Origin of the sequence: Pseudomonas syringae, assembly GCF_001698815.1 — a bacterium.
Classification (GTDB): Bacteria; Pseudomonadota; Gammaproteobacteria; order Pseudomonadales; family Pseudomonadaceae; genus Aquipseudomonas; species Aquipseudomonas syringae_A.
Window position 1 is genome coordinate 250,491 of the sequence record NZ_LGSI01000051.1, and the last position, 20,056, is coordinate 270,546.

A 20,056-nucleotide genomic window follows, 5' to 3' on the forward strand; every position below is an offset into this window, starting at 1 on the left:
ACTCATTAGCGCTTACGTTCGGCCTCATACCGATCCAGCGTATCGCTGGCGATCTCGCGGCCCAGCGCGATGAGTTCCGGGGCTTTGTAGAACTCGAAGAACCGGCACACCCGCTTGGGGACGTTGATCAGGATGTCCGGCGGATAACCGGCGATCTTGTATTGCGCCAGTGAGGTCTGCATGACTTCGAAACTCTGGTTGATCAGATCCAGCAGCGATGCCGGGCCGACGTTATCGATGATGATCGAACCAGTAGCAGATTTCGGCGCGCTCTCGCCTTGAGGAGCCGCCGCCGGTTGTTGCCCTTGCGGGTCGGCCGAATCTTCGCCCAGCCACGGGTTGGCAATCGTCGCGGCGCGGGCCTTGAGGCTGTCCTGCTCCAGACGCAGCACATCACCGCCCGCAGTATCCAGCTTGCGGCGGAACGGCAGGCGCGATCCAAGCGAGCTGATCAGGCTGTCGAAACGCTTTTTCACCGCTGGCGCCCGTTCGATGACCGGCAACTGGTAATGCCCCTGATTAGTGGAGTTCAGGTTCACCGCGACAATCAAATCACAATGGCTGGACACCACCGGCACAATCGGCAGCGGGTTAAGCAAGCCGCCGTCGACCAGCATGCGCCCATCCTGCATGACCGGCGTGAATAAACTGGGGATAGCCGCCGAGGCGCGCATGGCCTGATGCAGGCAACCTTCCTGAAACCAGATTTCCTGCTGGTTGGTCAGGTCGGTGGCCACCGCCGTGTAGGGAATGCGCAGGTCTTCGATATTGATTTCGCCGACGATTTCCCGGATCTGGCCGAAAACCTTCTCACCCCGAATGGCGCCGAGGCGAAAGCTGACGTCCACCAGTCGTAACACATCCAGGTAATCCAGGCTCTCGATCCACGCGCGGTATTGCTGCAACTTGCCCGCCGCATAAATGCCGCCTACCACGGCACCCATGGAACATCCCGCAATACACCCGATCTCGTAGCCACGGCGCTCCAATTCTTCGATGACGCCGATATGCGCGTAGCCGCGCGCGCCGCCGGAGCCGAGTACCAAAGCGATGCGTTTTTTCATGTCGGGCTCCTGAAGAGGATGGGTCTTACGCGCAAATAGGCATGATCGGGCTTCATGGGCAGCCTGGGAAGCGTTGTTGCGGACAAAAAAACAGTTACTCTTGCTGCCCGGCGCCACGGCACTTTTAAACGCCCGGACCGTCCAAGTCGCACATTCGATTATTATTCCCGAGGTAACACCGATGAAAGCCTGGATCTGCCTGCCATTATTAGCTCTGGTTTTAACAGGTTGCGCCGGCAAAACCGGGTACCGCGACAGCTGCGCCACGCAGCTGGACTCGGCCTGGCACGAGCTGGACCTGGCCAAGGCTGAAGGCTTCGCCGGAACCGTCAGCTATTCCAAAGCCCTGTCCTTGTTGACCGGCGCCAAGACCCAGCAGCAATTCGAAGCCTTCGAAGGTTGCACCAGCAAGGCCGAGAAAGCACGCTTCTACATCCGTGAGTCCCGCGCGGGGCGATAAGTCTTTTCAGTTCGCTCCTTCACCGTAGGAGCGAATTTATTCGCGAAGCAATGTTTCAGGCGCTGAATCTCTGTTGGATGTATCGGCCCTTCGCGAATAAATTCGCTCCTACGGATTGGGATTTCACGCTTGGCTTTCCCCGCCGCACGGCCTGCCAACGCTTCATCTCCAAGCTTTTCCCTCCCCGCTCTGGCGAAACGACCTACGCTGACCTTAAAGTGGCTACATATGTTGCGTCGTTCGCAAGCCAATGGGTCAGAGGCAGTCGCCTGGAGAGTGTTTTTCTATGGGCAGGAAACTCGATGAGTGCCTCAACGCCATCAATGAGGTGGTGCTAGGCAAGGAACCGCAAGTCCGACTGGCCATGACGTGCCTGCTCGGCGGTGGTCATTTATTGATCGAAGATTTGCCCGGCATGGGCAAGACCACGCTCAGCCATACGTTGGCCAAGGTGTTGGGCTTAAGCTTTCAGCGCATTCAATTCACCTCTGATCTGCTGCCGGGCGATATTCTCGGCACATCGGTATTTGATCGCGACAGTGGGCAGTTCACCTTTCATCCAGGACCGATCTTTGCCGAACTGGTGCTGGCCGACGAAATCAATCGCGCCACGCCAAAAAGCCAGAGCGCCTTGCTCGAAGCCATGGAAGAAGGGCAGGTGACCATCGAAGGCGCCACGCGACTGCTGCCCGATCCTTTTTTTGTGATTGCGACCCAGAACCCGTTCAGCCAGGGCGGCACCTTCGCCTTGCCCGAATCGCAACTCGATCGCTTCCTGATGCGGCTCTCCCTGGGTTATCCCGCCAAATCGGCGGAAAAAGCCTTGCTTATGGGCGAATCGCGTCGTGATTTGCTGCCGCGCCTGCAACCGCTGCTCAACCATGCCGAGCTGGCGTTGTTGCAGGCTCAGGCGCGGCAAGTACGGGCCAGCGATGCGTTGGTGGATTACGTGCTGCGGCTGGTGGACGCCACGCGCAGTCAGCCGCAATTCGCCTACGGGCTTTCTCCCCGCGCGAGTCTGGCGATTCTGTCGGCGGCACGGGCCTGGGCGCTGTTGATCGGTCGCGACTATGTGATCCCCGAAGATGTGCAGGCCGTGCTGCCCTCGGTCGTTGGCCACCGTTTGCGCGAGCGATCCGAATCGACCGGGCATGGCAGCGGGGCGCTGGTCCAGTGGCTATTGCGCGAGGTGCCGGTGCTTTGATCGAACAGCTCAAACCGATCTGGCAACGCTGGTTGTCCCGGCGAATTCCCCCGGCGCCACGCGTCACCCTTGATCACCGGCGCATCTTCATCATGCCCACGCGCACCGGGGGTACGTTCGCGCTGGTGCTGTTTTTGATGCTGCTGGTCGCCATCAACTACCAGAACAGTCTGGCGTATGGCCTGACGTTCCTGCTGATGTCCATGAGTGTGCTGGGTATTTTGCACACCTACCGCAACGTCAGCGGGCTGATGCTCAGCGCCGGAGTGGCACGCTCGGTGTTCGTCGGTGAAGCCGTGCATTTGCGCTTGCGTCTGGAAAGCGCCGGGCACAGCCGGCAGGCCATTGCCGTGGGCTGGGACGCCAGCCAGTTGCAGAAAGTCGATGTCATGGCCGACGGCCTTGTCGAGATTGAGCTGACCTTGCCTGCGGAAAATCGCGGTTGGTTGCGCGCGCCGCGACTGCGGGTCGAAAGCGTATTCCCCTTGAGCCTGCTGCGCGCGTGGAGCTGGCTTGACCTGGAACAGACTGCGTTGGTTTTTCCTCGACCGATTGGCGGGGCGATGCCGCTGCTCAAGGGCGTTCAGCCTCACGCCGACGATGAGGGCGAAGCGACCCAGCGGCCGGGCGTGGATGATTATCACGGCCTGCGGCCTTATCAGCCTGGCGACAATCGTCGGCGCATGCACTGGAAAGCCTGGTCCCGTGGGCAAGGTCTGCTGGTCAAGGATTTCACTGACTTGAGCGGCCACGACCTGTGCCTGGATTTCATGGCGCTGGGCGGTGATATCGAAGATCGTCTGTCGCGGCTGTGCTATTGGGTGGTGATCCTGTCCCAACGTCATCAGCCGTTTGCGTTGCGCTTGCCGGGATTTTTCTCACCGCCGGACAGTGGCGAAGTGCACCGCGAAACCTGCCTGCGCGCCCTCGCGCTGTACGGTAGTCAGTCATGAGCGCAGATTCCGGCCTGAGCCTGCCTATTCCTCGGGGCAGCCTGATGTGGTTGCTGCTGGCGCAGGCGTTGGTGATCGTGCCGTTCATTACCCACGTGCCCTGGTCGATTCTGGGGTTGTGGCTGGCGTGCAGCCTGTGGCGCGTGCAGATTTTCCGCATGCGTGTCCGGCCTCCCGGCACCTGGGTCAAGTCGGGCTTGCTGGTGGGCACGGCGGGCGGCGTGTATCTGGCCCGAGGCAGTCTGGTCGGACTGGATGCCGGCGCGGCGCTGCTGATCGCCGCGTTCATCCTGAAGATGCTGGAAATGCACACTCGTCGTGATGCGCTGGTACTGATCTTTCTCGGCTTTTTCTGCGTGGTGGTGGGTTATCTGTTTGAAGACAGCCTGCTGTGGGCGGCATTTACGCTGTTGCCGGTCAGTACGCTGCTGGCAGCCTTGATCGGTTTGCAGCAGACCGATGCGCCGGGCAACCCCGCCAATAGCCTCAAGCTGGCGCTCAAGTTGTTACTGCAAGCAGTGCCCTTGATGCTGGTGTTGTTTTTGTTTTTCCCCCGGCTGGAGCCGCTGTGGTCGTTGCCGCAACCGAGCAACAAGGCGCTGACCGGGCTTTCCGACAGCATGGCACCGGGGGATATCGCCGAACTGAGCAAATCCGCCGCGCTGGTCTTTCGTGCCAGTTTCGACGGCGCGATACCGGCGCGCAATCAGTTGTACTGGCGCTCGTTGACCCTTGAGCAGTTCGACGGTCGGCGCTGGTCCCAGGCCGGGCGCGCGCAAACGGTACAGCTACCGCAATGGCAAAAACATGGCGAAACCGTAAATTACAGCATCGTCATGGAGCCCAGCGGGCGTCCCTGGCTGTCGACCCTGGACGTCGGCGAGACCAGCCTGCCGGACGTGCGCCAGATGAGTGACTTCCGCCTGCAACGGCGGCGGCCGGTGGAGCAGTCGTTGCTGTACAGCGTCAGTTCCTGGCCCGACGCTACCCGCGATGGGCAACTCAGCGAAAATATCCAGCGGCAGGATTTGCAACTTCCGCCCAAGGGCAATCCCCAGGCGCGGCAATGGGCCAGCGATCTGCTGCGCAACCATCCCAAACCCGACGCGCTGGTTGACGCCATGCTCGGTTACTTCAGCCGTGAGTCTTTTCATTACACCCTCAAGCCGCCGACGCTGGGGCCGGAGAGCATCGACAGTTTTCTGTTCGACAGTCGCCGTGGGTTCTGTGCCCATTACGCCGGTGCCATGACCTTCGTGCTGCGCGCGGCAGGGATTCCGGCGCGGGTAGTGGCGGGCTATCAGGGCGGCGAACTGAATCCCGACGGCAATTACCTGACCGTGCGCCAGTTCGACGCGCACGCGTGGGTCGAATACTGGCAGCCGGGCATTGGCTGGCGCAGCGTTGATCCGACCGCAGCGGTGGCGCCGCAACGTATCGAACAGGGGCTTGAGCAGGCGCTGGCCGCCGACGAGGCGTTTCTCGAAGATTCGCCCATGTCGGCGCTGCGCTATCGCAACGTGCCGTGGATCAATGGTCTGCGCTTGAGTTGGGATAATTTGAACTACGGCTGGCAGCGTTGGGTCCTTGGGTATCAAGGGCAACAGCAGCTGCAAGTGTTCAATCGCTGGTTCTCCGGTCTGGAAGCTCCGGCGTTTATTGGCGCGGCCGGATTGGTGCTGGCGTTGGCTGCGCTGTGGATTTTCAAGCCATGGCAGCGTGAAAGCGACTCGCAACTGCGTCTGTTCAACGCGTTCGAGCGCTTGCTGGCGCGGCGTGGATTACGGCGCATGCCCGGCGAAGGGGTGCAGGAATTCGCGCGGCGTGCCGGGTTGTCGCTTCCCGAACACGCGGAGCTGATCGAAGCCTTCTGCGAGGAGTTTCAGGCGCTGCGCTACGCGGGCCGTACGGCCTCGTCCGCTGAGCTGCGTCGCTGTTTGAAACGTTTGCGGCGTCGTTTACCCTGGCGTCTGTCGGCGGCCAAGGGTATCAGTGAGTAAACCGAATAAGGATCAAGATATGTCATCGATGGTCGACCATCTGGTCGCGGAGATTTTAACCCTCGACATCAAATTGCTTGCCTGCCATGCGCGACTTACGGCTTCCACCGATAGCGAAGCGCTGCATGATTTGCGTACCACGGTGCGTCGGCTACGCAGCCTGCTGCGCCCGTTGCGCGGACTGTCGGGTGTCGAGCAGCTGGAAGAGGCGGCCAGAGCGGTAGGCCAATTGACCACGCCGCTGCGGGACATGGAAGTGCTGGCCGCACACCTCGCCGAACTGGGCATGACCGAAGCGGCGCGCTGGCGTACTGATCAAGTCAGCCAGGCTTATCAGCGCGTGGCTGAATCGACGGAGCTCAATCGACTGTTTGGCATGCTTGATCAATTTCCGGGTTTCATTCGCGTCCAGCAGCGCCAGAAGCTGTTGCGTGGCTTGCGCCAAAGCATCGAAAAGCGCATCGACAAACAATGGAAAAAGCTCAGCGAAGCCATGGCCGATCCTGCCCATGACCGACATCGTTTGCGTTTGCTGATCAAACGGGTCCGCTACGCCGCTGAAGCTTACCCGCAACTCAGTCATCAATCGGCCAAGACCCAGGCGCGCCTGAAGGATGCTCAAGGGACATTGGGCAACTGGCACGATCACCTGCAATGGCTCGCGCAGGCCGGGCAGCAACGGGATCTGGCACCCTGCATTGCCGGTTGGCATCTGGGCATCGTGCGCGCGGAGAAGAAGGCCGACGTATCACTCAAACGTCTGGCGAAGGCGTGCTTCAACGGCAAGTCTTGAATGGCTGTTGACTGACCTCTTTTGCAATCACCCCGCAGAAATGGCGGATATGGAGCCTGCACGCCGATCAACAGCTGGTTAAGATCGTTGCAGATTTTCAGATCCTTCATTTTTGGTGGTGCGCATGAACTTTTCCGAGTTGGTCAACGCAGTCAACGATAACCCGCTGTCTGTCACGATCCCGGCCGAGTGGGGGCAGGGAAGGGCGTGTTTTGGTGGCCTGATGGCCGCTTTGCAATACGAAGCCATGCGCGCCAGGGTCCCGGAAAACCGGCCAGTACGCTCCCTGGCAATCACCTTCGTCGGGCCTGCGGAGCCGGATGTGCCGATTTCGCTCGAAGTCGAAGTCCTGCGCGAAGGCAAGGCGGTCAGCCAGGTGCTGGGTCGCGCCATGCAAAACGGCCAGGTCATGACGCTGATGCAAGGCAGCTTCGGCGCGCCGCGGGAGTCGGTGATTGCCGTGCAGGCCGATCCGGCACCGAGCCTGAAACCCTTCGCAGAATGCCCTCAGCTGCCCTTTATCAGCGGCGTGATGCCTGAGTATTTGCGCTTTATGGACATGCGTTGGGGCTTGGGCGGGATGCCATTCAGCAACACGCCTTCGCCTGCCATCGGCGGGTATGTGCGCTTTCGCGAGGTCGAAGAAGGGCGGCTCACCGAGGCGCATCTGTTGGCCCTGGTCGACACCTGGCCGCCAGCGCTGCTGCCGCATTTGAGCAAACCGGCCCCGGGCAGTTCGCTGACCTGGACCATCGAATTCGTCCAGCCGCTACCGCAGTTGAGCATTCATGACTGGTGCACGTATCGCGCGGTGATCGAACATGCCCGCGATGGCTACGGCCACACTGCCGCAATGCTCTGGTCGCCAGCCGGGGAGCTGGTGGCGATCAGTCGGCAGACGGTGACGGTGTTTGGGTAGGAGACTCGTTGAGGCGAGGGCGCGCGCTCGTGTGTAGGAGGGAATTTATTCCCGAAGGCGTTGCAGCGGGCGCAGCAGATAGATCGCCTGCCACAAAGCCTTCGCGGGCAAGCCTAGCTCCAACGGGCCTGCTGCCAATACCTTCCCGGATGAATCCGGTCCCACGGGATTCAAACCATTCAACCCCCGTGCCGCTGAATCCCCAACCCGGCAATCAAACCGATCACGCCAATTGCCAGTGACGAAAAGCTGCAGGAAATCAGGCCGTCGACGATCAGCAGCGCCGCAAGGATAAACAGCGGCCGTGCGAGGACATTCAGCACAAGGTTGGCTGGAGGGCGGTGATTATCGGCGTGCCATTGCCACGTGTGGAGATTGGAAAGTCGCTTGGCCATTACTGCTGTCCTCTTCACTGCATCAAATCGATACCTGAAGAGTAGGCCTGACTCGCGAATGCAGCGAATCAAGCCTGACTATCGGTGCAATAGGGTCGTTGCCGTTACAGCTTGAGTTGACCGATGGCCTTGCTCAGTTCACCGGCCAGGGTCGCGAGCTCGCTGCTGGTGGTGGCGGAATCCACGGTCTGGTTCACGGTGCGTTCAGTCACATCACGAATGCTGACCACGGCGCGATTCATGTCTTCGGCAACCTGACTTTGCTGCTGCGCGGCGACGGCGATCTGCGTGTTGCTCTCGCGCATCTGCGCAACCGCGCCGGCGATAGCGGCGAGTGCATCGCCGGCTTCCTGAGCCTGCTGCACGCATTCGTCCGCCTTGAACGAGCTGTCCTGCATGAAATCCACCGCGTCGCGAGTCCCGGCCTGCAACGCAGAAACCATGGTGGTGATTTCATCGGTGGAGGTCTGCACGCGCTTGGCCAGGTTGCGCACTTCATCGGCGACGACGGCAAAGCCACGGCCCATTTCACCGGCCCGTGCGGCCTCGATGGCCGCGTTGAGCGCCAACAGGTTGGTCTGTTCGGCAATGCTGTGAATCACGCCGACCACGCCGTTGATCTTCTGACTGTCTTCGGCCAGGCGCTGGATCATCTCGGCGGTTTGCTGCACGCCGGTGGACAAGCCAGCGATAGACAATTGAACCCGTTCGACCACTGCCTTGCCGCCACCCGCCAGGGTATCGGCGGTCTGCGACTGGTCACGCGTGGTGCTGGCGTGTTGGGCAATGTGATAAACGGTGGCGGACATTTCGTTGATCGCGGTGGCGACCTGATCGGTTTCACTCTGCTGGCCGAGCATGCCGTGGCGCACGTCATTCATGCCGGCCGCCAGGTGCGCAGCGCCCTGATCCAGACGTGCAGCGGTCTGGGCAACGGTGTTGACCACGCGTTGATAACCGGCCTGCATCGCGTTGAAGGCCTTGGCCATCTGGCCCACTTCATCATCGCCAGTCAGCGGCACGCGCGCCGACAGATCGCCGCTTTTCTCCACGTGCAGCATGACGTCCTTGAGGGTGTTGAGCTGGCTGAGCAGGAAGCGAATCAGCAACTGCGACGCGCAGAGCATGGCCAGCATCAGGACGAACACGGCAATGGCGTAGTTGACGAAGCGAGCTTCCAGGACTTGCGTCAGGCTTGGTGCGAAGGCCAGGAGCGCGATGCGCTGCCCGTCGGCACGCGCCACGACCTGAGCGCCGATCAGGGTATTTTCATCCGTCGACGGTTGCAGGTTCAGCTCGACCCAGCCTGTGCCGCTGGCCAGCTGCGGCAGTGACTGATCCTTGAATTTCGGCGTTTGGCCCTGAGGGATGACCAACACATCGTTGCCAGCGGGAACCGCTTGCGCGGCGGGCCACGAACCGATCAGTCGCGCTTGCGCCTGGGCGGACTGGCGGGCGCCATCAACGCGTGCCTGTTGTTCGAGTTGCGAGGCATAGACCACCAGCAACAGCGTGGTAATGAAAGCGACCGCGTTCACGGCCCAGAACTTGTACTTCAGCGAAAGGTTGCTAAGCCAGGTGCCCATAAGAGGTCTTCTTTGGTTAGTCGTGGGTAGACGTGCGGCAAGGTGCCACCATGATGAGCCAATGATCAGAGAATATGTTGATTTGGGTCAAGCGGACGTTAGACGTGAGCGTCCGCAAGCTCGGGCAAGTCGAAAAAAGTGCGTGCGCAGCGGCTGCTGTGTGCTGCCAGGTCTTCCTCGGTTTCGCCCCGATGCAGGGCCACTTCGCGCAACACTTCGGGCAGATAGGCCGGTTCGTTGCGGCCGTTTTTCGGCTTGGGCCGCAAGGTACGCGGCAGCAGATACGGCGCATCGCTTTCCAGCATCAAACGACCACGGGGAATGTCGCGGACCAGCGGATGCAGGTGCGTGCCACGACGCTCATCGCAGATCCAGCCGGTGATACCGATGTGCAGGTCCAGGTCCAGGTAGCTGAACAATGCCCGTTGTTCGCCGGTAAAACAATGCACGACCGCGGCGGGCAGACGATCGCGATAGTCGCGCAGAATCTCCAGCAGACGCTGACTGGCGTCGCGTTCGTGAAGAAATACCGGCAATTGCAATTCGACCGCCAGCGCCAGATGCGCCTCCAGGACTTTTTCCTGCTGCGGACGCGGAGAAAAATCGCGATTGAAATCCAGGCCGCATTCGCCCACGGCGCGCACGCGATTTTCTTTGAGCAGGGCACGCAACTGTTGCTCGGTATCGGTGGTCCAATCGCTCGCTGAATGGGGATGAATTCCCGCAGTGCTGAACAGGTGCCGGGCATCTTCATCCAGTTCGTGACAGAGCTGCAAAGCCTGTTCGCTGCCCTCGATGCTGGTGCCGGTAACGACCAATTGGCAGACGCCCGCAGCATAGGCGCGGTCGAGAACCGCCTGTCGTTGCGAGGCGAAGCTGGGATTTGTCAGATTGACGCCGATGTCGATGAGTTGCATGGTGCTACCTCAAGCCGGAGACCGCTGAGGATATCAGAGCTTCGGTAATTAATAAGAAACCCAGTCAATTCAACTGATTGAGCACTGTTATTCAGTCTGGTTGATAGATTCGACATCAGTCGCGCTAAACCCGTGTCTGTAATTCCCCTGCTTTTTCCATGCTAATTGACCGGCATTTCCCTGGAGAGTGAATGATCCGAGCCTTGATTGTCCCCGTCGTTTTTCTGTTGGCGTTGGCACCGTTCCCGGCGAGCGCGCGTCAGGCTGGCCCGCAACTGGTGCAACACAAAACCCAGGTCCGGGATCTGGCCGCGATCCGCAGCAGCAAGGTTTTGCGAGTGCTGGTCAACCAGAGCCGCAACAGTTCCGGCGATGTGCAGGGCGAAGAGATCGGCGTCGAATACCACCGACTCCAGGCCTTCGAGAAATACCTCAACAGTCATTCCCGTGACGGCCAGCAGATCACCTTCAAAATCATTCCCAAAGCCAAGACTCAGTTGCTCAGCGCATTGCGACGCGGCGAGGGCGATCTGGTTGCGCCGGGTGAGCTGCTCGATGCCACGGGTGTGAAGGGCATCGAGGCCAGCGCGCCCATCGTCAGCCAGGTGCCGTTGGTGCTGATCGGAGTCAAGGGCGAGCGCGCCTTCAAACATGTGGAGCAACTGTCCGGCCGCACCTTGAGTCTGTCTGCGGGCAGCGCGGCCGATGAAGCAGTGCATCAATTGAACCAGCGCCTGGCGTTGCGCAAGCTGCCGCCGGTGAAGATCGAGTGGGTTGATCCGAGTCTGGCGGTGGAAGATGTGCTGGAAATGGTCCAGGCGGGCATTTTTCACCTGACGGTAGTGGAGCAGCCGATTGCCGAGCGCTGGGTGCGGGTCATGCCGAAACTGCGCGTCGACCGGGCGTTGACCCTGAGCACCGGCAGCGACATGAATTGGTACGTGCGCCAGGACGCGTCGGTGTTGCACGCCACGATTGACAGCTTTCTCAAGACCTATCATGCGCCCGCCAACCAGGACGTTGCGTTCCAGAAGGCCTATAAAAATCTTTATCGAGTACACAATCCTCTGGCTCGCGCAGATCGTCAGCGTCTGGAAGAATTGCGCCCGATGTTGCAGCGCCACGCTGACGCTCAAGGGATGGATTGGCTGAATCTGGCGGCCCTGGCATTCAAGGAATCTGCGCTGGATCCGAGCGCCAAGGGCAGCGGCGGCGCCACCGGCCTGCTGCAAATTACCCCGTCAGCGGCACAGCGGGTCGGTGTGGGTAATATCCAGACGGCGGACAACAATGTTCAGGCCGGCGCCAAATACCTCGCGTTGATCCGCCGCAAGTTTTTTGCCGGCCCCCGCTTCAACGAGCGCGAACGCATGGCTTTTACCCTGGCGGCGTACAACCTTGGCCCGGAGCGTGTGCAGGGCATGCGTGTCGAGGCCAAGCGGCGCGGCTTGAATCCGGATCAATGGTTTTTCCAGACCGAGCGGGTGGCAATGGAACAGGCTGGAATGGGCGTGGTGAGCTACGTTAATAGCGTGAACAAATATTATCTGGCGTTTGATCGCGAGCGCGACTCCTTGGAAGACACCCGACCCGGAAAACTGACAGTCAGTAAGTGATCGAAGTTACTGATAGGTATGATGGGTTTTATGTGCTTATCATATGAGAATATCCGATCATGATGGCGCCATTACTTCACTAATGGAATGAACAGCATGAGCCCTCTGATCAAAGCAGTTTTCACTACCCGTGCCGGTTACGGCCTGACCATCGTGCGTATCCTGGTCGGCATCATTTTTATCGCTCACGGCAGCCAGAAGCTGTTCGGCGCATTTGGCGGCTATGGCCTGGAAGGGACCGGACAATACATGTCCAGCCTGGGTCTGAACCCTGGTTATCTGATGGCGTTGCTGTCGGGCAGCGCGGAGTTCTTCGGCGGCCTGGGCCTGGTGATCGGCCTGTTGGCACGCCCGGCTGCGGTAGTGCTTGCGCTGACGCTGGTGGTGGCGATTTTCTCGGTGCATATCAGCCACGGGTTGTTCATGGCCAACAATGGTTATGAGTTTGCCCTGGCGCTGCTGGGCGGGGTTGTTGCGGTATTGATCGAGGGTGCTGGCAAGGTGTCGGTGGATCGTGCCATCGGCGACTGATTGGGTCCCGTCCTGTGCGGATCGCATTCCACCTGTGTCGCGGATAAATTCGCCCCTACAGGGGAATGCGTACATATCCGTTGCTATGGTAACGGCGGCCTATGGTTGCGCCCTGACGGCGCGTCACTTTCGAAAAGCGCGAAAGTAACCAAAGCGCTCTTGCCCCACCACTTGGTCCCTCGCTTTGGCTCGGCATGCCCGTAATCCGACATTGATTTGGAGGGCCGCCGCAAAGGGCCATCCCTGGCCCAGTGCGGCTAAACCGGCGTCCTGCCGGTTTACCCTCCAACTCAACATCGAATTTCGGCCAGCGTGGTTTGACGGGGCGCTTAAGATCAAGATCAAAAACAGAGCCAAAGCCAAAGCGGCGCTGAATCTGTGTGAACCGTATCTCAACTGGAGCGAATTTATTCGCGAGGCTTAAGGGCGGAACCCCGAGTAGCCGTTACCGCAGCAACGGATATGTACGCATTTCCCCTGTGGGAGCGAGCTTGCTCGCGAAGGACGTCAACGATGACGCGTGCTGTCTGGATAAACCCGGTGTCCATTCGTTTTTCGCGAGCAAGCTCGCTTCCACAGGAACATGCTTGCGCCGGCTATTGATCGAAACCCCAACCGCCGTTACCTCAGCAACAGATATATCCCGATCAACAAAACCGGCAGAGACGCCCCGAACGATGGCATTTGACAATTAGCTGACGGCTTCTCTACGATGCTGCTCATGCGCCGATTTAAACAACTACTTGCGGGGCGCCAGGTGAGCATGATGCTTGCCGATAGAAGTCTCAGGACTTCGAAATACCGCTAAAGCGTTGGTTCGGTGTTGCCTCTCACCGCTGCCCAGCGGATTTATTGAGGCTGAGACATAACATCATGACCCGTCTGCATCCCGTTGTTCGCATTTCCCCCATTGCCACTCAGTTCGCGCGTAAAAATCCAAAGATCCTCTTGGGCGGTTCCCATCAGCCGACATTGCTGCGTTATCTGGATGGCTGGCCACGACGTAATGGCGGGCCGCATGCATTCCTGATCCAGTTCGTCGACACCCTGCAGTCCCTCGCGCAGTTCAAGGACGATCAATTCGATCTGGCGGTGTTGCAAGCGCCGGATGCAGAGCATGCCGAAGAGGTGATTCGCCATCTGACGCGTATCGCGCGGCAGGGTTTGATAACCCGTTGCTGAATGGCGTTTGACGATTGCGCGCCGAGTTCTGGAACTGGATGCGTGCAGTGTCATGACCTCCTGAAACACTCGGAATAGAGCGTTTTGGCTCTATCAAGACCGAGGGCCGCTTGCAGACTAAAGTCGTCTGTAAGGGCCAAAAGCCTTCTGCCATCATCCTGCCTCACCTCGTGTAATCACTTCATTCCGGTCAACTTGTTGTCCGGGTGAAGGCTATTTATCTGGTTTATTGCGCTTCGCCGCAAACACTGCATTGTTGGAGCTTTTAAATGCGTCCCCCTTTTTCTTTCATCACAGCGCGCCGTTCACTCGGCTGTGGCGCTTTGTTTCTGTACGCCGGTTTTTCCGCTCAGGTTCAAGCAAGCGGCTTCATCGACGACACAACAGCGAACGTCGAATCGCGCACTGTTTACTTCAACCGCGATTTCCGTGATGGGCACACGTCCACCGAGCAGGGCGCTTCCAAACGTGAAGAGTCGGCTCAGGGTTTCATTCTCAATCTGCAATCGGGCTACACAGAAGGCACCGTCGGTTTTGGTGTTGATGTGTTGGGCATGTTTGGGGTCAAGCTTGATTCCAGCGCTGACAGCAGCAACAGCGGCTTACTGCCTTCCTCGGGTGAAAACCCCCGTGGCTCGAAAGACCAGTACGCCAAACTGGGGCTTACCGGCAAACTACGCATCTCCGACAGCGTACTGAAATACGGCGCGTTGTTGCCGGATGTTCCCTTGCTCAAGTACAACGACGGCCGCCTGCTGCCTACGATGTTCAACGGTGCAATGCTGACGTCCAGAGAGGTGACGAATCTGACCGTCATGGCCGCACGCCTCGACAAGTACACTGCCCGGGACTCCACCGATTCCCAAGACATCCGCGTGCACTGCAAGAATAAGCGCTATGCCTGCAACACCACGGCCGATCATTTCGACATGTACGGCTTCGACTACAAGATCAACGAGCGACTGACTGCCCAGTACCATTACGCGGAGCTGGAAGATATCTATCGTCAGCATTTCGTTGGCCTGTTGGCTTCCCAGCCGCTGGGCGCAGGATCCCTCAAGGCTGACTTGCGAGTGCTCAAGAGTGACGACATTGGCGATGCTCGCGCCGGTTCCATCGACAACCGCGCCTTGAGTGGCATGCTGGCCTATGCCATCAGCGGCCACACGTTCAGCGCCGGTTGGCAGCGCATGATCGGCGATAATTCCATGCCGTACCTGGACGGGACGAATCCGTATCTGGTCAATTACGTGCAGGTCAACGACTTCGCTGCCGCTCAGGAACGGTCCTGGCAATTGCGCTACGACTACGATTTCAAGGGCATCGGCATCAAAGGACTGAGTTTCCTGACCCGTTATGTAAGCGGTGACCACATCAAGGTGCTGGGTAGCGAGCAGGAGGGTAAGGAGTGGGAGCGCGACAGCGAACTCAAGTACGTGGTGCAAGGCGGAACATTCAGGGATGTCAGTCTGCGTTTGCGTAATGCAACCTACCGCACCAATTACGAGAAGTTTGCCCGGGATGTGGATGAGACACGCTTGGTTGTGAGCTACAACTTCTCGGTATTGTGATCGGTCGCAGGTCGTCCTCTGCAAAAGGGCGGGGGACGGTCTGCGTTGATCCGTTCGCGCACTTTCTTAACCTGCTCGAGCCACGCGACAACTGCATTGCCGCAGGATGACTGTGATCTATACTCGCTGCCGAATCGCGATCCGATCCGGTTGTAGATTTTCGAGAGTGAGAAAACCGTCTTGAGCACCAACATCATCACGAAGGAAGGGCATGACGCGCTGAAGCAGGAGCTGGATTACCTGTGGCGGGAGAAGCGGCCGGACACCACGCGCAAGGTGACGTGGGCGGCGTCGCTGGGTGATCGCAGTGAAAACGCCGACTACCAATACAACAAGAAATTGCTGCGGGAAATCGACCGCAGGGTTCGGTACCTGCGCAAGCGTCTTGAGGACGTGCGCGTGGTTGCCTATTCGCCGGAGCAGGAAGGCCGGATATTTTTCGGTGCCTGGGTCGAGATCGAGAACGAAGCGGGGGAGATCAAGAAATTCCGCGTGGTGGGTTACGACGAGATCTACGGTCGCAATGATTACATTTCCATCGACTCACCGATGGCTCGCGCGCTGCTGAAGAAAGAAGAGGGCGATGAAGCCGTGGTGCAGACGCCGAATGGCGAAATGGTGTGGTGGATCAATAGCATCACCTATCCCGGCTGATGGCTGCCTCGCTGATCAACCCGATCAGCGAAGCAGCCCCTCAGTATTCAACCCTCGCGCAATACCGTCAGCGGGCTGACATTCAGCGCCCGACGCGTACCGAACACGCCCGCGCCACCGACCAGCAGCGCACCAATCACCGGCAGCAACAGCAGCCACGCGTGCGGGTACCAGACCAGATCGAAGGCGTAGCGATACAGCGCGAAGCTCACCAGTTCACAACCCAGCGCCGCCAGCAAACCACTCACCGCGCCCAGCAGGCCGAACTCGATACGCCGCGCCTTGACCAGCAATGCCCGCTCGGCGCCCAGCGCACGGACCAGCGCACCTTGGCGGATGCGCTCGTCGAGGGTTGCCTGCAAGCCTGAGAACAGCACCGCGATGCCCGCTGCCAACACAAACAGCAAGACGAACTGCACCGCCAATGTGACCTGATCGAGGATGCTGCGCACTTGTGCCAGCAACGCTTCGACGCCCAGCAAGCTGATCGACGGGAACGTGCGCGACAGGTCGACAATCTGTTTGTCCTTGCCCGGTGGCAGGTAAAAACTGGTCATGTAGGTGGTGGGCAGATCCTGCAGGGTGCCGGGTTCAAAGATGATGAAGAAGTTGGGCTGGAACGTGTCCCAGTTGATGTCCCGCAAGCTGGTGACCACGGCGTCACGGGTCAGCCCGCCGACATTGAAACTCAGGCGATCGCCCAGCTTGATGCTCAGGCTGTCAGCCAGCCTGGCCTCGACCGAAACCCCTGGAGTTGTCGCGGCGGAGGCGTCGGCCGGAGCCTGCCACCAATTGCCGGCCGTGACCTTGTTGCCTTCCGGCAAGTCAGCGGCCCAGGTCAGGTTCAGGTCCCTGCGCGTGGCGTTCTCGCCTCGGGAATCCTTGGTGACAAAATCGCTGACCGGCTTGTCATTGATGTTCATCAAACGGCCCGGCACGACGGGGTACAGCGGTGCCGAATGGGTCGAGATCTGCGTCAACTGTTGGCTGAAGCGGTCTTTGTCATCGGGCAGCACGTTGAGTACGAAGTAATTCGGTGCGTCCTTGGGCAACTGATTTTGCCAGGTGTCGAGCAGCTCGCCGCGCAGCAGGGCAATCAAGCCCATCGACAACAGGATCAGGCCGAAGGCCAGGGATTGTCCTGCTGCGGCCAGTGGGTAACGCAGTAACTGACCCAAGCCGAGACGCCACGGCAACGAAGCGCCCGCCAGCAAGCGACGCAGGCTTTTCAAGGCCAGCAACAGCAGACCGCCGAGGACCACGGCGGCAATCACGCCGCCGCCGAGCAAGGCGAACGTCAGAACCAGATCCAGGCTCAGCCGCCACATGATCAAGCCCAGCGCCAACAGCGCCGCGCCGTACACCAGCCAGGAACTGGCGGGAATCGGCAGCATGTCGCGGCGCAATACGCGCAGGGGTGGAACCCGACCCAAAGCAGCGAGCGGCGGCAGGGCGAAGCCGGCCAGTGCCACCAGTCCGGTGCCGATGCCAGCCACTGCGGGCATCAGGCCGCCCGGTGGAACGGCGGCAGGCAGCAAGTCATGCAGCAGGGCAAACAAACCGAGTTGTGCGACCCAGCCCAGCAATGCGCCGCTCAGGCTGGCCAGCAACCCGAGCATCGCCAGTTGCAGGCTGAACAGCAGCAATGCTTCGTTACGCGACAGGCCCAGGCAGCGCATCAGCGCGCTGGCATCGAAGCGCCGCACGGCGAAGCGTGATGCCGACAATGCCACGGCAACTCCGGCCAGCAGGACTGCCACCAGACTCGCCATGTTCAGATAACGTTCGGCCTTGCCCAGTGCGCCGCCGATCTGTTGGCTGCCGTCACGAGCGTCCTTGATTTCCTGATGGGGTTCCATACCCGGCTCGATGGCCTTGCGATAGGCGGCGAGGGCTTCGGGCGGGCCGCTCCACATTTCCCGATAGCTGACGCGGCTGCCCGGCTGCACAACGCCGGTGGCCTGCAAATCCGCCAGATTGATCATCACTCGCGGCGTGAGGCTGTAGAAATTGCCAGCACGGTCCGGTTCGTAGGTCAGCACCCGAGTGAGCTTGAGGGTTTTCGAACCGACATCAATGTCGTCGCCGATTTTCAGGTCAACGGCGGGAAACATCCGCGACTCAGCCCAGGCTTCGCCGGGCTTCGGGCCCTGGCTGACTTGCTCGGGTTGATACAGATCGGCCGCGCTTTTCAGTTCGCCGCGCAGTGGGTAAGCGGTGTCGACGGCTTTGACGCTGGATAGCTGGATGCCGGCATCAGTGGCAATCACGCTGGAGAAAATCACCACTTGGGAATGATCCAGCTTGAGCGCCTGGCCTGCCTCGATCTGTTGTGGCTTGGCCGGGCTTGATCCTTCGAGCACCAGATCGGCGCCCAGAAACTCCGTGGCGCGCATCAGCATGGCGCCGTTCAGGCGGGCGCCGAAATAACCGATGGCGGTGCTGGCGGCAACGGCCACCAACAGGGCGAAGAACAACACCCGCAATTCGCCGGCGCGGGCATCACGCAGCAGTTGGCGGACAGCGAGGTTCAGCAGGCGGGCAAAGGGCAGGTGTGCCATCAAGGCTCCAGTGGGGCGACCAGACGGCCACCTTCGAGACGGATCAGGCGTCGGCAGCGGTGGGCCAGACGTTCGTCGTGGGTAACCAGAACCAGGGTCGTGCCGCGCTCCTTGTTCAGTTCGAACAGCAGATCGCTGATCCGTTCGCCGGTGTGGCTGTCCAGGTTGCCGGTCGGTTCATCGGCGAACAACACGTCAGGATCGGCGGCGAAGGCCCGAGCAATGGCGACCCGTTGCTGCTCGCCGCCGGAAAGCTGGCGCGGCGTGTGGGTCAGCCGTTTGCCGAGGCCGACCCGCTCAAGCAGCACGCGGGCCTGTTCGCGGGCGTCCTTGCGGCCTTTGAGTTCCATGGGCAGCATGACGTTTTCCAGCGCGTTCAGGCTGTCCAGCAGCTGGAACGACTGGAACACAAAACCCACGTGTTCGGAGCGCACCCGGGCGCGCTGGTCTTCGTCCAGTTCGCTGAGGTTGCGTCCGGCCAAAACCACGGCACCCGCGCTGGGCAGGTCGAGGCCGGCAAGTAAACCAAGCAGTGTGGACTTGCCCGAACCCGAGGCGCCGACGATGGCCAGGCTGTCGCCCTTGTTTAGTTCCAGAGAGAGTTCGTGCAGGATGGTCAGGTCACCTTCGGTGCTGGGGACCACTTTACTGAGGCTCAGAGCACTGAGAATACTTTCACTCATGGAGAATCCGATGCGTGCGTGGTTTTTAAGTGCTGGCCTGGGGTTGCTGCTGCTGTCACAAGGAGCGGCGGCGGGCACGGTGTTGATCGTTGGGGATAGTATCAGCGCGGCTTTCGGCCTGGATACCCGCGTGGGATGGGTATCGTTGTTGGAACAACGCATGAAACAGGAAGGTTTTACCGACAAGGTGGTCAACGCATCCATCAGTGGCGACACCAGTGCGGGAGGCCAGGCGCGGCTGCCTGCGCTGCTTGCAGAGCATAAGCCGGAACTGGTGATCCTCGAATTGGGCGGCAATGATGGCCTGCGTGGCCAGCAGCCAGCTTCTTTGCAACAAAATCTTGCAACGATGATCGACAAGTCCCGGGAGGCGGGCGCCAAGGTGTTGCTGCTGGGCATGCAGATCCCGCCGAACTACGGGCCGCGTTATACCAATGCGTTCAAAGCGGTGTACAGCACGCTGGCGGAAGAGAAAAAGGTGCCGCTGGTGCCGTTTTTCCTAGAAGGCGTGGGCGGCATTCCCGAGTTGATGCAGGCCGATGGACTGCATCCGGCTGCCGGAGCCCAGGGCAAGTTGCTGGAAAATGTCTGGCCGACGCTAAAACCGCTGCTTTGAGGCTTTTCTAGCGGGGGGCTTTCGGCTAAGGTGGCGCCCCCTATCTGGAGCCCTCCATGCCCCGTCCCGCCTGGTCCCTGTATGCCTATCAACTGATCGAGCCTGATGAACAGCTCGACCTGTTCGCGTGCCAGGAAGTAAAGGTGCATCTGGTTGCCCGGCAACTTGAGCTGGGCGGCACCATCGACCGGACGTTGTGCGGCACGTTGCTGCCGGCTCAGCCGCGCTGGTCGGCGGTGGAACGGACGGTGTTTCGCGACGAGCGCCTGTGCTCTTTGTGCCGCGCCATCGTCGAGGCGCAGAAGCGCGGGACACGGCCGATCTGGCCGGAATTGCGCTTCAACGAGTAAT

Annotated in this window: 19 protein-coding genes; 13 read left to right on the forward strand and 6 right to left on the reverse strand. The window is 60.1% G+C overall.

Going from position 1 to position 20,056, the window contains the following annotated elements:
• Positions 1-5: 5 nt before the first annotated feature.
• Positions 6-1,064 carry a patatin-like phospholipase family protein gene (locus tag AFK24_RS18385; RefSeq protein ID WP_065834573.1) on the reverse strand — a complete coding sequence of 353 codons (1,059 nt, stop codon included), beginning with the start codon at positions 1,062-1,064 and terminating at the stop codon, positions 6-8.
• A gap of 181 nt (positions 1,065-1,245) precedes the next feature.
• On the opposite strand from AFK24_RS18385, the gene AFK24_RS18390 reads away from it, so the two are divergent.
• The 6 genes from AFK24_RS18390 to AFK24_RS18415 all read left to right on the forward strand — a co-directional run bounded on the left by AFK24_RS18390 (position 1,246) and on the right by AFK24_RS18415 (position 7,393).
• Positions 1,246-1,524, forward strand: coding sequence for a hypothetical protein (locus AFK24_RS18390; protein ID WP_020289290.1), 279 nt, complete (start codon positions 1,246-1,248; stop codon positions 1,522-1,524).
• A gap of 286 nt (positions 1,525-1,810) precedes the next feature.
• Positions 1,811-2,728 (forward strand): AAA family ATPase, encoded by a 918-nt coding sequence (locus AFK24_RS18395; protein ID WP_047575775.1) that lies wholly within the window; start codon positions 1,811-1,813, stop codon positions 2,726-2,728.
• The gene (locus tag AFK24_RS18400) at positions 2,698-3,681 is read left to right on the forward strand and encodes a DUF58 domain-containing protein (protein ID WP_080482202.1); all 984 of its coding nucleotides are present in this window, start codon (positions 2,698-2,700) and stop codon (positions 3,679-3,681) included. Before AFK24_RS18395 ends, AFK24_RS18400 begins: the two co-directional genes overlap by 31 nt.
• Positions 3,678-5,681: a transglutaminase TgpA family protein gene (locus tag AFK24_RS18405; RefSeq protein WP_065834575.1), complete on the forward strand. Its 2,004-nt coding sequence runs from the start codon at positions 3,678-3,680 to the stop codon at positions 5,679-5,681. Before AFK24_RS18400 ends, AFK24_RS18405 begins: the two co-directional genes overlap by 4 nt.
• Before the next feature lie 19 nt (positions 5,682-5,700).
• Positions 5,701-6,474, forward strand: coding sequence for a CHAD domain-containing protein (locus tag AFK24_RS18410; protein ID WP_065834576.1), 774 nt, complete (start codon positions 5,701-5,703; stop codon positions 6,472-6,474).
• Positions 6,475-6,598: 124 nt separating this feature from the next.
• On the forward strand, positions 6,599-7,393 hold the full coding sequence (locus tag AFK24_RS18415) for an acyl-CoA thioesterase (RefSeq protein ID WP_065834577.1): 795 nt from the start codon (positions 6,599-6,601) through the stop codon (positions 7,391-7,393).
• A 179-nt stretch (positions 7,394-7,572) separates the two neighbouring features.
• Here the strand turns inward: AFK24_RS18415 and AFK24_RS18420 are convergent, their stop codons facing one another.
• From AFK24_RS18420 to AFK24_RS18430, 3 genes are all read right to left on the reverse strand, one after another.
• The gene (locus AFK24_RS18420) at positions 7,573-7,788 is read right to left on the reverse strand and encodes a hypothetical protein (protein WP_065834578.1); all 216 of its coding nucleotides are present in this window, start codon (positions 7,786-7,788) and stop codon (positions 7,573-7,575) included.
• A 104-nt stretch (positions 7,789-7,892) separates the two neighbouring features.
• Entirely contained in the window at positions 7,893-9,374 is a 1,482-nt protein-coding gene (locus AFK24_RS18425) for a methyl-accepting chemotaxis protein (protein WP_065834579.1), read from the reverse strand.
• A 98-nt stretch (positions 9,375-9,472) separates the two neighbouring features.
• The gene (locus AFK24_RS18430; protein WP_065834580.1) at positions 9,473-10,291 is read right to left on the reverse strand and encodes a TatD family hydrolase; all 819 of its coding nucleotides are present in this window, start codon (positions 10,289-10,291) and stop codon (positions 9,473-9,475) included.
• A 191-nt stretch (positions 10,292-10,482) separates the two neighbouring features.
• Here AFK24_RS18430 and AFK24_RS18435 point away from each other — a divergent pair, with 191 nt between their 5' ends.
• The 5 genes from AFK24_RS18435 to greB all read left to right on the forward strand — a co-directional run bounded on the left by AFK24_RS18435 (position 10,483) and on the right by greB (position 15,845).
• A complete protein-coding gene (locus AFK24_RS18435) occupies positions 10,483-11,907 on the forward strand; it encodes a transglycosylase SLT domain-containing protein (protein ID WP_065834581.1) in 1,425 nt (474 codons plus the stop codon).
• 96 nt (positions 11,908-12,003) lie between these two features.
• Positions 12,004-12,438, forward strand: coding sequence for a DoxX family protein (locus AFK24_RS18440; protein ID WP_065834582.1), 435 nt, complete (start codon positions 12,004-12,006; stop codon positions 12,436-12,438).
• Positions 12,439-13,311: 873 nt separating this feature from the next.
• Positions 13,312-13,620 carry a hypothetical protein gene (locus AFK24_RS18445; RefSeq protein ID WP_065834583.1) on the forward strand — a complete coding sequence of 103 codons (309 nt, stop codon included), beginning with the start codon at positions 13,312-13,314 and terminating at the stop codon, positions 13,618-13,620.
• A 269-nt stretch (positions 13,621-13,889) separates the two neighbouring features.
• The gene (locus tag AFK24_RS18450) at positions 13,890-15,191 is read left to right on the forward strand and encodes an OprD family porin (protein ID WP_065834584.1); all 1,302 of its coding nucleotides are present in this window, start codon (positions 13,890-13,892) and stop codon (positions 15,189-15,191) included.
• Between the two features lie 180 nt (positions 15,192-15,371).
• On the forward strand, positions 15,372-15,845 hold the full coding sequence (gene greB, locus AFK24_RS18455; protein ID WP_065834585.1) for a transcription elongation factor GreB: 474 nt from the start codon (positions 15,372-15,374) through the stop codon (positions 15,843-15,845).
• 47 nt (positions 15,846-15,892) lie between these two features.
• Here greB and AFK24_RS18460 read toward each other — a convergent pair whose 3' ends face one another.
• Both AFK24_RS18460 and AFK24_RS18465 read right to left on the reverse strand, forming a co-directional pair.
• Positions 15,893-18,406 (reverse strand): ABC transporter permease, encoded by a 2,514-nt coding sequence (locus tag AFK24_RS18460; RefSeq protein WP_065834586.1) that lies wholly within the window; start codon positions 18,404-18,406, stop codon positions 15,893-15,895.
• Entirely contained in the window at positions 18,406-19,089 is a 684-nt protein-coding gene (locus AFK24_RS18465; RefSeq protein ID WP_065834587.1) for an ABC transporter ATP-binding protein, read from the reverse strand. The genes AFK24_RS18460 and AFK24_RS18465 overlap by 1 nt, the downstream gene beginning before the upstream one ends.
• 10 nt (positions 19,090-19,099) lie before the next feature.
• On the opposite strand from AFK24_RS18465, the gene AFK24_RS18470 reads away from it, so the two are divergent.
• On the forward strand, positions 19,100-19,705 hold the full coding sequence (locus tag AFK24_RS18470; protein WP_065834588.1) for an arylesterase: 606 nt from the start codon (positions 19,100-19,102) through the stop codon (positions 19,703-19,705).
• 56 nt (positions 19,706-19,761) lie between these two features.
• The gene (locus AFK24_RS18475; RefSeq protein WP_065834589.1) at positions 19,762-20,055 is read left to right on the forward strand and encodes a hypothetical protein; all 294 of its coding nucleotides are present in this window, start codon (positions 19,762-19,764) and stop codon (positions 20,053-20,055) included.
• Position 20,056 lies beyond the last annotated feature (1 nt).